The organism is Cytobacillus sp. OWB-43 (assembly GCF_034651445.1).
In the GTDB taxonomy this organism is placed as follows: domain Bacteria; phylum Bacillota; class Bacilli; order Bacillales; family Cytobacillaceae; genus Cytobacillus; species Cytobacillus kochii.
This window is the reverse complement of the sequence record NZ_JAYEFF010000001.1, coordinates 936897-948817: the sequence shown is the minus strand read 5'-3', so window position 1 is coordinate 948817 and position 11921 is coordinate 936897. Positions and strand designations below refer to the sequence as shown.

Genomic DNA, 11921 nt, shown 5'->3' with positions numbered 1-11921 from the left:
TTCCAAATATTCAATAGGAAGAAAATTAATAAATACACAATTAAGAGTAAAAAAAATCTTGAGGGAAAAGTTAATAATAGAGGTGATTAAGATGAAAAAAATGTTGATCTTACTTTTTTTCGCACTATTATTATCATTTGTTTCAACAGTTTCAGCACAAGGACTTCCGCAAGTGGAATTGTTTGATGTGGAAGTCAACGACGTTGTAAAAAAACGCCCCCCTAATGAACAAATACAACAAGAAGCAACATCCATTCTTCAATCAATCAATGGGATATATGTGAAGATTAATCCTATGCCTAAAGACGGCTATATGGTTCGTATTCCGTTGGCACCATCATTGACCGTAAAAAACAAATGGTTTAATGATTTTATCAACGAAATGGTATTAATTATTCCTGAAGAAGAAGAACCTTATATTATGTTATTAGATGACGAAAATCATCCCCACTTCCTCATAGCACAACGAGATTTCTACCAAATAGTGACACTTATAATTGGCGAATCAAACAGCTTAAGATGAAGATGACAAGATTAAAAGCTACCAAAGAAGAAGCAATTGTGAACATTATCGTGGATTGCTTCTTCATATCGTTGTTGTATACTCGGAAAAATGTTGGTTTTTTAATATAGGAACGGTTTGGTAAATATTTAAACGGCTACAATGCTTCACATCTTTTTCAAACCCTCTTTCTCTTAATTCTACTCCACTCGTACATTCCCATATTAATCTACTAAGTGTTGATTTTGAATACTGAAAAGCGCCAATACACACTTGCACCTCAGCTGATCGCTTTCCTTCTATCCTAGAAAGGATGGCCCCAGCCCCCAAGTAGTCTTCCATTGCAGGACGAAGGGAGTCTTCAAATTCTTTCACGCCATTCCATAATTCTCCACAAGGAACAACAGTAATATTAGCGTTTAATGAAGCGGATAATTGATTTGCAGCTGATGCTACTGCAGAAGCGTTTAATAAAGAGCCAATGAATAAAGCTGGTATATGGGAGGCAATCCAAGTACAAAAGGCACCATTTAAGGAACTCAAAACATATTTTTGCCTATCATGTGAGTGGTTAAATGTAACAGGTGATAAAGTGGGTGCACCTAATCTCGCTGCCTCAGCTCTCCCAAGAATATATTGCGCTCCCAATGATTGCGCGTATGCTTTGCCATTTAAATGAGGGGGATAAGGATATATGATTGCTCCATAATTTAAACCTGTTACAACTGTAGAAGAAAAACTGAGGACATCAACAATAATCACAATATCTCCTCGATTTGCTGCTTCTCTCACACCACGTTTTCCCCATTCTATCTGACATTCAGGTAAGTATGAAATGATTATTCTCCTCTTTTCTAAATGACTTTATTTTGCTGCATTCGCGGTTAAATAGTTTAAGATAACATTTTTCATTGTTACTAGTTGATGCTGCGCAGGTAATTCCGGTTCGATTATATTAGTTTTGCTTTGTACAGCAAGTTTAAATGTGAAAACAGTGAAATTGTTAATAATGGTTGGAATTACTTCTCTGGCATTAATATCTGAGCGAATTGTTCCATCATTAGCGCCAGCATCAATCATGTCGAAAAAAAGGCTAAACAATTGATCTCGGACATTTAAATAACATCGATTTTCTTCAAAGGAAAAATTGTTGACAGCAATGTAATTGACGATATAGTCTAAAATTTTCGGTAATGCGCCTGATTCTTTGTTTGAATGAAAAATGAAGAAATCCAAAAGGTAGGTGATTTTTTCAAGGTACGAGATATCTTCTTTTTTACTCAATTCTTCCATAAAAGAAAGCAATATTTTCAATTTCTCAGCAGCAACCTCATCGACAATCATATCTTTTTTTGGAAAATGTCTAAATATCGTTGCAACACCCATTTCTGCTTTGACTGCTATGTCATTCATTGTTGTTTTTTCAATACCATTTTCAACAAATAGAATTTCTGCACTTTGTAAAATCTTTTCTCTCTTTTTCTTTTTCGTATTCTCTCTCATAATACCGGCTTAACTCCTCATATTTTTTGCGAATGCATAAGCATAACTATATTTCATTTATATTATCATAACTATTTCATGAATTTCTCTTTTCTAAGGGTACGAACAGAAAAATAAAATAAATGATAGCATTAAAAAATAATTTACAATTGTAAAAAAACTTATTTACTAACAAACGGCCGCATGATAAAATACCCATGATAGTTAAACTATTATTTTTAAAAAATTCAATTTAATCGTTGGGATAAGGGGGAAAAGAGATGTCTGCAAAGAAACCAGAGAAATGGGATTATGAAACCGATGTCGTTGTCATGGGAACAGGGGGAGCAGCATTAGTTGCAGCCATTACGGCACACGACCAAGGAGCTAAAGTTGTTGTTTTAGAAAAGACTCATCAAATCGGTGGAACAACAGCTTTTTCAGGTGGTGTACCATGGATACCGTTAAACAGATATATGAAAGAAGTAGGATTAGAGGATACAAGAGAAGATGCACTTGCCTATATTAATCGTGTAACTGGTGGCAAAGTACCAGATCCGAAATTGCTTGAGGTATACGTTGATAACGCTTACAAAGCGATTGATTATTTATATGAGCATACTCCGGTAAGATTCGCTGTACCGGGAAGTTATCCAGAATATTATAGTTATTTTGAGGGTTCTAGAAAGGGACGTTCATTAGATCCCCTTCCATACGATTTAAATGAAATTGGTGAATGGGGAGCACTCATTCGTCACAATCCAACTTTCCCACCTTTAACACTTGAAGAAGGTGGAGCAATTGGTGGAATTGACTTCGTAAAGGTCGCAGAGCGAATGGAAAATAATATTGTGACAATGGGACGATCACTAATCGCTGGATTGGTTAAAGGTTGTTTAGATCGAGGTATCGATATTGTGATGGAAACATCAGGTAAAGAGCTTGTGTTAAATGACGAAGGTGAAGTCATTGGCCTCATTGCTGAAAATAAAGACAATCAAATTTATTACCGTACCGAAAAAGGAGTGATGTTAGGTTCAGGTGGTTTTGAATGGAACAAGGAATTAATTAAAACCTTTTTAAAAGGTGAGATTACTCATCCACTTACACCTTGGGGGAATGAAGGCGATGGCTTAATTATGGCCATGGAAGCTGGAGCAGCATTAGGGAATATGAGTGAGGCTTGGTGGTATCCGACAATGCAAGATCCCACGTTTGAATATGAGGATCGTGTGATGAACCAATTAGCTTCAGGCGGTCGTACGGGTCCTAATAGTATTATTGTAAATGGTAAAGGGAAACGTTTCGTCCATGAAGGAACGACCTACAATGATTTACCAAAGTCATTTTATGAATTTGATCCAGTGAATGTAGAATGGCCAAACGAAAAAAATAACTGGATGATTTTTGATCAACAAGTAAAAGACGCTTCCATGATTGTTACTGTTATGCCAGGTGAAGATGCACCAGAATGGATGACGAGAGCAGATAGCATAAAAGAATTGGCTAGTAAGATTGATATCAATCCAGATGCCCTAGAAGAAACTGTAAATCGTTGGAACAGCCAAGTTGAAGCAGGGGAAGATAAAGATTTCCACCGTGGAACAACTTTCTTTGAAGGTTTAGCACTTGGCGGAGGTAATAAGGAACTAAACCTTGGAAAGATTGAAAAAGGTCCTTTCTACGCTGTACAAGTTCACTTTGGGAGCTTAGGCACAAATGGGGGACCAAAAATAGATGAAAACGGACAAGTAATCAGTTTACGTGGTAATAAGATTAAAGGTTTATATGCAGCAGGAAATGCAGCGATGGGCATCTTCGGCCAAGGATATGTTAGCGCTGGTGGAACAATTGGGCCTGCACTTACATTTGGTTACTTAGCAGGATTGGCTATAAGTCAAGAAAATGAATGATGAAGTTAAATACAAAAAGTGAGGGAGTGCATATATATGCCAGCAGGAACACATACCATTACGTTACCAGTGGGAATTGAAGAAATCTGGTCTTTTGTAAGCGATATGAACAAATGGGCCCCATTAGTCCCTGGTTACATCGAACATGAAATTCTCAATGAAAATGAATCGACTTGGGCTTTTAAAGGTGATTTAGGGTTTATGAAAAAAACAGTTAAGCTAAAAATAAATATTATAGAATGGAAAGAACCAACAACAGTTACCTTCGATTTAAAGGGGATTTCGGATAACTTTAAAGGAGGCGGTTATTTTAATGCTGTTGTTGTTAATGATCGAACCACGGAAATGACGGGTAATCTGGACATCACGGCCGGTGGTGCTATGGGTCCAATGATTAATCAAATCCTAAAATCATTTGTACCAAAAACAACTGAAGAATTAACTGAAGCTGTTGGTGGGAAGATTTATGAAGTTGTAAATGCATAAACAATCATGATAAAACATTCGCTTATTTCTTGGCGAATGTTTTTGTTTCTTATTATCAACGAATGTAAAAACAAAGTAAATTTTTTATTAGCACATGTTTTTATCTTGTCAAAGGTAGATGAGCATTATATAATTTAAAGAACTATAACGTTGCACTTTATCTTTTGGTTAATTACCTAAAGAAATGTTAGACAATTGTAACGTTTCACTTTCAAAAAGGGAGTAATGGAATTGATTAATTGTTTAGTAAAATGCGTTACTGATTGAAAGCTTATAATTTTAAGGTTAAAAGAAGGATAAATAATTTTAAAAAATAATTATGTAAAAAAAATTCTTTACCATTATTTCTATCATATACTATTATAGGTTAGTACGATTACAAACATAGTTATTAAACAATATATAAGAAGGTATAGGTGACATAGCTAGAATGCTTAAAAAATATGCTCTAAAAATGGGTATAGGAATGAAGAAAATTCATTTATCTACTAATGAAAAAGAATATAAAGAAGGCCATATTATTGAAGGTGGCATAAAATTTTTTGGTGGTCTCATCCCACAGAAGATTAGAAGATATGATATTGATTTGATTGCTTGCAACCAAAAAAATGATAAAGAAGAAATTGTGAGATCTCACTCTGTATTTTGTTCGATTCCTGTCCAACCGAATGAGCAGAAAGAAACAGTATTTACATTGGAAATTCCATCAGCAAATGAGATGAATGCTCAAGATAATGATTATTATATTCAAGCGAACTTTATGCTCGATCATAAATTAGAGCAATCAGTAAGAGTTGCAGTGAAAATTAGCCCCTTAGCAACTATGTAAATTAAATAATCAAAGGATAGAGCGATCATACAAAATGATGGCTCTTTTTTATAAAGGAGTAAAAAACACTTGCAAATCGTAATGATTACGTTTTATACTATGAGTTGAAAGTATCTGATTGTTTTTAGTTTTTTATGAATAGGAAACGGAAAGGAGATAAAAAATTGAGAGTTAAAATCACACTAGCCTGCACAGAGACGGGTGATAGAAATTACATTACTTCAAAGAATAAAAGAAATCATCCAGATAGAATTGAACTGATGAAATATTGTCCACGGTTAAAGAGAAAAACTTTGCATAGAGAAACAAAGTAGAGAATTTAGAATATAGAAAAGGAATGGTGAAAGTTGGCTAAGAAATCTAAAATAGCAAAAGAAAAGAAACGGCAAGAATTAGTGAAAAAATATGCAGAAATTCGGAAGGAGCTGAAAGAAAAAGGTGACATTCAAGGTATTAGAAAACTACCGAGAGATTCGTCCCCGACAAGGTTAAAAAACAGATGCGAATTAACCGGAAGACCTAGAGGTTATCTTAGAAAATTTAAGATGTCTCGTATAGCTTTTCGCGAATATGCACATAAAGGTCAAATACCAGGCGTTAAAAAATCGAGCTGGTAATCTACAATCCTTATTAGATGGGAGTATATAAACGAAGATAAGAAGAGTATTTTTTTAATTCTTAAATCGTAATCATTTTGAATTATAGGGGTGTTTAACAATGAAAAAAATTCCAGTGACCGTTCTTAGTGGTTATCTAGGTTCCGGTAAGACAACATTATTAAATCATATATTAAATAATAGAAACGGTTTAAAAGTAGCAGTCATTGTAAATGACATGAGTGAAGTAAACATCGATAGTGAACTTGTTCGAAAACAAGGAAACTTTTCTCGAACGGAGGAAAAATTGGTGGAGATGTCAAATGGATGTATATGCTGCACTCTTCGAGAAGACTTACTTATAGAAGTTGAACGATTAGCTAAACAAGGTGAAGTAGATTACATACTGATTGAATCTTCAGGTATTAGCGAACCTGTCCCTGTAGCACAAACCTTTTCTTATATCGATGAAGAAATGAATATAGATTTAACTCGGTTTTGTAAATTAGATACGATGGTAACGGTTGTTGATGCGAATCGATTTTGGCATGATTTTGAATCAGGAGACACATTATTAGAACGTAGGGAGGCAATTGGGGAAGAAGATGATAGAAATATCGCTGATTTACTCATTGACCAGATTGAATTTTGCGATGTGCTTATATTAAATAAGTGTGATTTAGTAAATGATATAGCCCTTGATAAATTAGAAAAAGTGATTAGAACACTGCAGCCACAAGCGAAGATTATTCGTACGGTAAATAGTGAAGTAAATCCGAATGAAATATTAAATACTGGGCTTTTCGATTTTGATGAAGCGAGTCAATCTGCAGGTTGGTTACAAGAGCTCTCGATCGGTCCTTCTGATCATACGCCTGAAACAGAAGAGTATGGCATTTCATCTTTTGTCTATTACCGAAAATACCCTTTCCATACTGAACGTTTTAATACTTGGTGTCAAAAAATGCCATCACAAATAGTTAGATCAAAAGGGATTGTTTGGTGCGCGAGCAGAAATAACTTAGCTATATTAATGTCACAAGCTGGTCCTTCTGTAATGATGCAGCCCATATCCTATTGGGTAGCATCACTACCAGAGAAGGAAAAAGATGAGACCTTAAAGGAAAACCCTAGTTTGTTAGATGATTGGGATGTGGAATTTGGTGATCGTCATACTAAACTTGTGTTTATTGGAATGGATATTGATGTAGATTTAATAACAAAAGAATTAGATGACTGCTTGTTATCACCAAGTGAGTATGATGCCAAGTGGGATGAACTGCCAGATCCATTTAGCTGGACAATCAATAGTTAGATAAATCGGTCCAGTTATAAAACATGTTGATGTTGTCGAGGAAAGAAAAATTATTTTCTTTCCTCGTTTTTATTTTTAATAGGAGTTTTCATAAGATACTGTTATGCATTTTAGCCTTTGATATTAGAGGTTAACTAATCATTACAAATGCATGAGTACATGATATAAGAATGGACACATTAATAAAATACAATTTTAATACTGGTGGTGTCTTATGGATCTGATTACAATATTAAATTTACTACTACTGGCCTTCTTGATCTTTGCGACCGGTTTTTTTGTAGCAGCTGAATTTGCTGTTGTCAAACTAAGAATGTCACGGATTGATCAGCTTATTGATGAGGGGAATAAAAAAGCAATTACTGTCAAGAGGGTAGCAGATAACTTAGATTATAATTTATCAGCTTGCCAACTGGGGATTACCGTAACAGCTTTAGGACTTGGTTCCCTTGGTAAGCCAACCGTTGAGAAGATATTATATCCTGTTTTTGATTGGTTAAATATTTCACAATCATTATCATCAGTTCTTTCATATGCCATTGCCTTTATTTTAGTAACCATTCTACATGTAGTTGTCGGTGAAATGGCACCTAAGACCTTAGCGATTCAATTTGCCGAAAGAATGAGCTTATTATTAGCGCCCCCTCTTTACTGGTTCGGAAAAATCATGTTTCCTTTCATTTGGTTACTTAATGGAACATCAAGAGTAATATTACGTATGTTTGGCGTGCCGGCAAAAGCAAAAGAAGATTCCTATACGGAAGAAGAATTGAAAATTGTGATGACGCAAAGTTATCAAGGCGGTGAAATTAACCAAACCGAACTCGAGTATATGGAAAATGTTTTCTCCTTTGATGAAAGGGTGGCCAAAGATATCATGGTTCCGAGAATTAATATGGCTGTGTTCGAGCAGAACATGGCGAAGGAAGAAATTGCGCAAACCATGATAGAACATAATTTTACAAGATATCCTGTTATAGATGAAACTAAGGATCGAGTGATCGGCATCGTTAATGTTAAAAAAATGTTGGCAAAGATGGCAGGCAAAAGGGATTATCACTTGTCTGATTTTATTCAATCTATTCCGTTTATTTTAGAAACAACAAAAATATACGACGCATTCATCAAAATGCAAAAAACCGGTGTTCACATGGCGATAGTTGTGGATGAATACGGTGGTACCTCTGGTTTACTTACGATAGAAGATATTTTAGAAGAAATTGTTGGTGAAATTCGCGATGAATTTGACGAAGAGGAAGTCGAAGAAATTGAGTATCGTGCACCTAACAAATACTGTATCTCTGGACGCGTTTTATTGGCTGATTTAGAAGAAAAATTTGGGATTACCTTCGCAAATAGTGATCAAATTGATACATTAGGCGGTTGGATTCATCAAAAATTAGCGGGCATGGCAAAAAAGGGAGATGTCATAGAAGAAAACGGTCTCACTTGGACAGTAATGAAAGTAAAACAACTACAAATCCAAAGAGTACAATTAGAAGGACTTCATATTGGAGGTGAACCCAAAGGGGATTGAGAATGGACGGTATGATTATTTTAAATCTATTTCTTGTTGTTGTGTTTATTATTTTAACCGCATTTTTTGTTGGTGCAGAGTTCGCTATTCTTAAGGTGCGAATGTCACGAATTGACCAACTGATTGAAGAAGGAAATAAAAAGGCTAAAATATCGAAAAAAGTGGTTGTGGGGCTCGATTATCATTTATCGGCATGCCAATTAGGAATTACTGTTACCGCCCTCGTACTCGGTGCATTGGGTGAGCCAACAGTAGAAAAAATTTTACATCCTGTTTTTGAACGATTCGAAGTATCTAAAGCAACAGCCACTTTATTGTCGTATTTCATTGCTTTAGCGATTGTCACGTTTTTCCACGTTGTCTTTGGAGAATTAGCTCCAAAAACATTGGCGATCCAATATTCAGAGAAGATGACATTGTTACTTGCTCCACCATTATATTGGTTTGGGAAAATAACAAAACCGTTTATCAAATTCTTAAATGGAGCTTCGCAAAGTCTTCTAAGATTGTTTGGTGTCGAACCGTCGAAACATGAAACAGCGCATACAGAAGAAGAAATAAAGTTGATTGCCACACAAAGCTTTGAAAGTGGTGAGATTAACCAAGCAGAACTTACTTATTTAGAAAATATTTTTAGTTTTGATGAACGAAAACTAAAAGATATCATGATTCCTAAATCAAGTATCATTACACTTGAAAAAAACATGAGCCTTGCCGTATTATTAGATATTTTAGAAAAACACGCTTTTACTCGTTATCCTGTTAAAGACAAGATAGATGGAAGGATTAAAGGTTATATAAATGCAAAGGAATTATTAACGAAAAGTCTAGTGGATCAAGATGTATCTATCAGTGATCTTATTCATGAAATTCCAAACTTTCTAGAGACTTCTCCAATTAAGGAAGCTTTACTAACGATGCAAAAAACAAGAAAGCATATGGCACTTATTCATAATGAAGAAAATCAAGCCGTTGGTATTGTCACAATGGAGGATGTTCTAGAGGAAATTGTTGGTGAAATTGGTGAGGAAGGCTATAGCGTAACCTAACAACTATATGATTTACCTAATGCGTGAGAGTTTAAGACCGACCATAGGCCTCGTATGGTATCGTAATTAGGATTATCATCTTTCATATTTTTGATATGAATGATACTAAACAATAGAAGTGGTATGATCTTGTGCAAAATATATGCAATATCATAGCAGAAAAATCCCTCGCTCAACTATAAGGTAGTAGGTGAGGTGAGCGAGATGTATCAATCAATTCTACGAAACAACCGGGCATTCAGATTTTATTTACTAAGTAAGAGTTTCACCAGTTTAGGTAATATGATGATAAATATGGCTTTATTGTTTTTTGCTTTCTCATTAACTGGTTCATCTAGCTATGTAACTGCTATGGTGGCCGCACAGGTGTTGCCATATTTGCTATTTGGATTAATAGGAGGCGTATTAGCGGATTGGATTCCTATTAAGAAATGGCTTATTCGGATGGAAATCATTAAAATACCGATAATCATGATAGTGGTTGTTTTATTTTATACTCAGCAATTACAGTATTGGCAACTTATTTTTCTCTGTTTATCTATACATACAATAGGTTGCTTATATGATCCTGCGAGTAGAGCGTTATTGATGAAAGTGACGGTTGAAGAAGAGAGAACAACGGCCAACAGTTTAGTTGACTCTATTACAAGAGGTGTTGTTATAGTAGGCCCAGTTGGAAACCTCATCATTTTAGCTACGATCGGTAAAATACATTTATTTACAGTTTCGATAGTTAGCTATCTTGTTAGTACAATATTCCTTTCATTTGTGAAGGTATACATTCATAGTGACATCAAAACGAATAAATTAAAAATTTACAGGTCCTTAAAGGAATTTTTTCACTGGTTAATACAGCACCATATTCTTAGGAATGTCATTTTCATCACTGTTGTGATTGTATTTTTCCATACTTGGGTCTGGCAAGTAGGATTATTTTTGTTAGTAGAACAAATGGTTACAAAGGGAGAAGAATGGTACAGTATTTTAACCAGTTGGTACGGCCTATTTGTCATTGTTGTTAATGTAATCATTCCTTTATTTATCAAAAGATTCACTATGATGCAATATGTAATTGGTTCATTTATATGGGGAGCTGGCATTAGTATCGTCGGTTTAGTTAATGGGCTCCCATTTTTGTTTATTGGTGTGTCCCTCGCAGCGATTGGTCTACCGATTTCAGGGTTAGCTAGAGTTTATTTGTTACAAAAACACCTACCAGATGAGATGTTAGGCCGAGGATTTAGTTTTAGCGCATTTACTTTATATTGTGCGAATGCCTTTTCCTTATTATTATTTGGTTTATTCTCACATATTGTACCAGTAAGATTCCTCTTTGCAATATGTGGCCTTTTTATATGTCTCTTCACATTTTATTACTTCGTGAAGTTGTTTCGAAATGTTCGAGGTGAAATGCCATATACTCTTTTAAAAAGGCGATTATAGACAGCAATGGATGAAAAACCTGCGTTCAGAGCCGTATCGAGAATAGTCGTATCATTCTGTTTCAATGAAAACAAACTTCTTTGCAGACGATAGATTTGTAACCACGAATAGGGCGAAACCCCGACGATTTCCTTAAAATAATGAGAGAAATAATAGACATCCCAATCAATAATTGTTGCCATGTCCTTGAGGGTCCATGGTGATTGATAGGCTTCTTTTAATGAGGACGTAACTTTGTAAATAGCAGGTGCTACGGTTTGATAATGCTCTGTTGGTAGCTGATGGTTATTCGTATGTATCGTGTGTTTTAATAGAAGGATCGCTAGCTGTGTGTAGCTGTTCTCAAGGAATAAGCGAAACATCGGCTGTTGATCGTCTTCTTCTAGTGTCATCATTTCAATTACCAGCTCAATCCATTTCGTGATCATTGGATTGAGCTGAATAACCGCTGCAAATGCAATATCAATAGGTTCAACACCAAAAGATTCATTCACATCTTTTAAAAAAGAAGGGTTGATTTCAATAAGAAATTTTTGCTTTTCAACAAATAATTGCTGATGAGGTGTAAATGGATCAACCATAATAAATTGATTAACCTTAAGTTTTTCCACCCTTTGTGATAGATGGTAATGAATGGGTCCGTTTAAAGCATATATCAATTTATACGAAGCATCTGAACGTAATAAGCTTTCTTGTTGAAAGGTGTTTTTATAGAGAAACAGTCCCTTTTTTGAAGGAATTAATACATTTCCATGTTGCATAAGAGCTC

At 35.1% G+C, this 11921-nt stretch carries 13 protein-coding genes; 10 read left to right on the top strand and 3 right to left on the bottom strand.

Annotated elements, in window-relative coordinates:
- The first annotated feature begins 91 nt into the window (after positions 1–91).
- Entirely contained in the window at positions 92–523 is a 432-nt protein-coding gene (locus U9M49_RS04680) for a hypothetical protein (protein WP_095373216.1), read from the top strand.
- A 63-nt stretch (positions 524–586) separates the two neighbouring features.
- Here U9M49_RS04680 and U9M49_RS04675 read toward each other — a convergent pair whose 3' ends face one another.
- Both U9M49_RS04675 and U9M49_RS04670 read right to left on the bottom strand, forming a co-directional pair.
- A complete protein-coding gene (locus tag U9M49_RS04675; RefSeq protein ID WP_322909389.1) occupies positions 587–1294 on the bottom strand; it encodes a 2-phosphosulfolactate phosphatase in 708 nt (235 codons plus the stop codon).
- A gap of 72 nt (positions 1295–1366) precedes the next feature.
- Positions 1367–2005 carry a TetR/AcrR family transcriptional regulator gene (locus U9M49_RS04670; RefSeq protein WP_307318534.1) on the bottom strand — a complete coding sequence of 213 codons (639 nt, stop codon included), beginning with the start codon at positions 2003–2005 and terminating at the stop codon, positions 1367–1369.
- Between the two features lie 260 nt (positions 2006–2265).
- Here U9M49_RS04670 and U9M49_RS04665 point away from each other — a divergent pair, with 260 nt between their 5' ends.
- From U9M49_RS04665 to U9M49_RS04625, 9 genes are all read left to right on the top strand, one after another.
- Positions 2266–3897 (top strand): FAD-binding protein, encoded by a 1632-nt coding sequence (locus tag U9M49_RS04665; RefSeq protein WP_307318536.1) that lies wholly within the window; start codon positions 2266–2268, stop codon positions 3895–3897.
- A 36-nt stretch (positions 3898–3933) separates the two neighbouring features.
- A complete protein-coding gene (locus U9M49_RS04660) occupies positions 3934–4383 on the top strand; it encodes a CoxG family protein (RefSeq protein WP_307318538.1) in 450 nt (149 codons plus the stop codon).
- A 430-nt stretch (positions 4384–4813) separates the two neighbouring features.
- Entirely contained in the window at positions 4814–5212 is a 399-nt protein-coding gene (locus U9M49_RS04655; RefSeq protein WP_307318540.1) for a sporulation protein, read from the top strand.
- 164 nt (positions 5213–5376) lie between these two features.
- Positions 5377–5526, top strand: coding sequence for a 50S ribosomal protein L33 (gene rpmG / locus U9M49_RS04650; RefSeq protein WP_095373222.1), 150 nt, complete (start codon positions 5377–5379; stop codon positions 5524–5526).
- A gap of 33 nt (positions 5527–5559) precedes the next feature.
- Positions 5560–5829: a 30S ribosomal protein S14 gene (gene rpsN / locus U9M49_RS04645; RefSeq protein WP_307318543.1), complete on the top strand. Its 270-nt coding sequence runs from the start codon at positions 5560–5562 to the stop codon at positions 5827–5829.
- Positions 5830–5929: 100 nt separating this feature from the next.
- Entirely contained in the window at positions 5930–7123 is a 1194-nt protein-coding gene (locus U9M49_RS04640; RefSeq protein ID WP_322909388.1) for a GTP-binding protein, read from the top strand.
- 214 nt (positions 7124–7337) lie between these two features.
- Positions 7338–8660, top strand: a complete 1323-nt coding sequence (locus U9M49_RS04635) for a hemolysin family protein (protein ID WP_322909387.1) — start codon at positions 7338–7340, stop codon at positions 8658–8660.
- Positions 8661–8662: 2 nt separating this feature from the next.
- The gene (locus U9M49_RS04630) at positions 8663–9709 is read left to right on the top strand and encodes a hemolysin family protein (RefSeq protein ID WP_322909386.1); all 1047 of its coding nucleotides are present in this window, start codon (positions 8663–8665) and stop codon (positions 9707–9709) included.
- A 204-nt stretch (positions 9710–9913) separates the two neighbouring features.
- The gene (locus U9M49_RS04625; protein ID WP_322909385.1) at positions 9914–11152 is read left to right on the top strand and encodes an MFS transporter; all 1239 of its coding nucleotides are present in this window, start codon (positions 9914–9916) and stop codon (positions 11150–11152) included.
- On the opposite strand, the gene U9M49_RS04620 is transcribed toward U9M49_RS04625, so the two are convergent.
- Complete coding sequence (locus tag U9M49_RS04620) at positions 11083–11913, bottom strand: AraC family transcriptional regulator (RefSeq protein ID WP_322909384.1); 831 nt, start codon at positions 11911–11913, stop codon at positions 11083–11085. The two genes, U9M49_RS04625 and U9M49_RS04620, sit on opposite strands and share 70 nt — an antisense overlap.
- Positions 11914–11921 lie beyond the last annotated feature (8 nt).

Excerpts from the sequence above, each read along its gene's own strand:
- U9M49_RS04680 (WP_095373216.1), top strand. The coding sequence starts at position 92 with ATGAAAAAAATGTTGATCTTACTTTTTTTCGCACTATTATTATCATTT.
- U9M49_RS04670 (WP_307318534.1), bottom strand. The coding sequence starts at position 2,005 with ATGAGAGAGAATACGAAAAAGAAAAAGAGAGAAAAGATTTTACAAAGT.
- U9M49_RS04665 (WP_307318536.1), top strand. The coding sequence starts at position 2,266 with ATGTCTGCAAAGAAACCAGAGAAATGGGATTATGAAACCGATGTCGTT.
- U9M49_RS04660 (WP_307318538.1), top strand. The coding sequence starts at position 3,934 with ATGCCAGCAGGAACACATACCATTACGTTACCAGTGGGAATTGAAGAA.
- U9M49_RS04655 (WP_307318540.1), top strand. The coding sequence starts at position 4,814 with ATGCTTAAAAAATATGCTCTAAAAATGGGTATAGGAATGAAGAAAATT.
- U9M49_RS04640 (WP_322909388.1), top strand. The coding sequence starts at position 5,930 with ATGAAAAAAATTCCAGTGACCGTTCTTAGTGGTTATCTAGGTTCCGGT.
- U9M49_RS04635 (WP_322909387.1), top strand. The coding sequence starts at position 7,338 with ATGGATCTGATTACAATATTAAATTTACTACTACTGGCCTTCTTGATC.
- U9M49_RS04630 (WP_322909386.1), top strand. The coding sequence starts at position 8,663 with ATGGACGGTATGATTATTTTAAATCTATTTCTTGTTGTTGTGTTTATT.
- U9M49_RS04625 (WP_322909385.1), top strand. The coding sequence starts at position 9,914 with ATGTATCAATCAATTCTACGAAACAACCGGGCATTCAGATTTTATTTA.
- U9M49_RS04620 (WP_322909384.1), bottom strand. The coding sequence starts at position 11,913 with ATGCAACATGGAAATGTATTAATTCCTTCAAAAAAGGGACTGTTTCTC.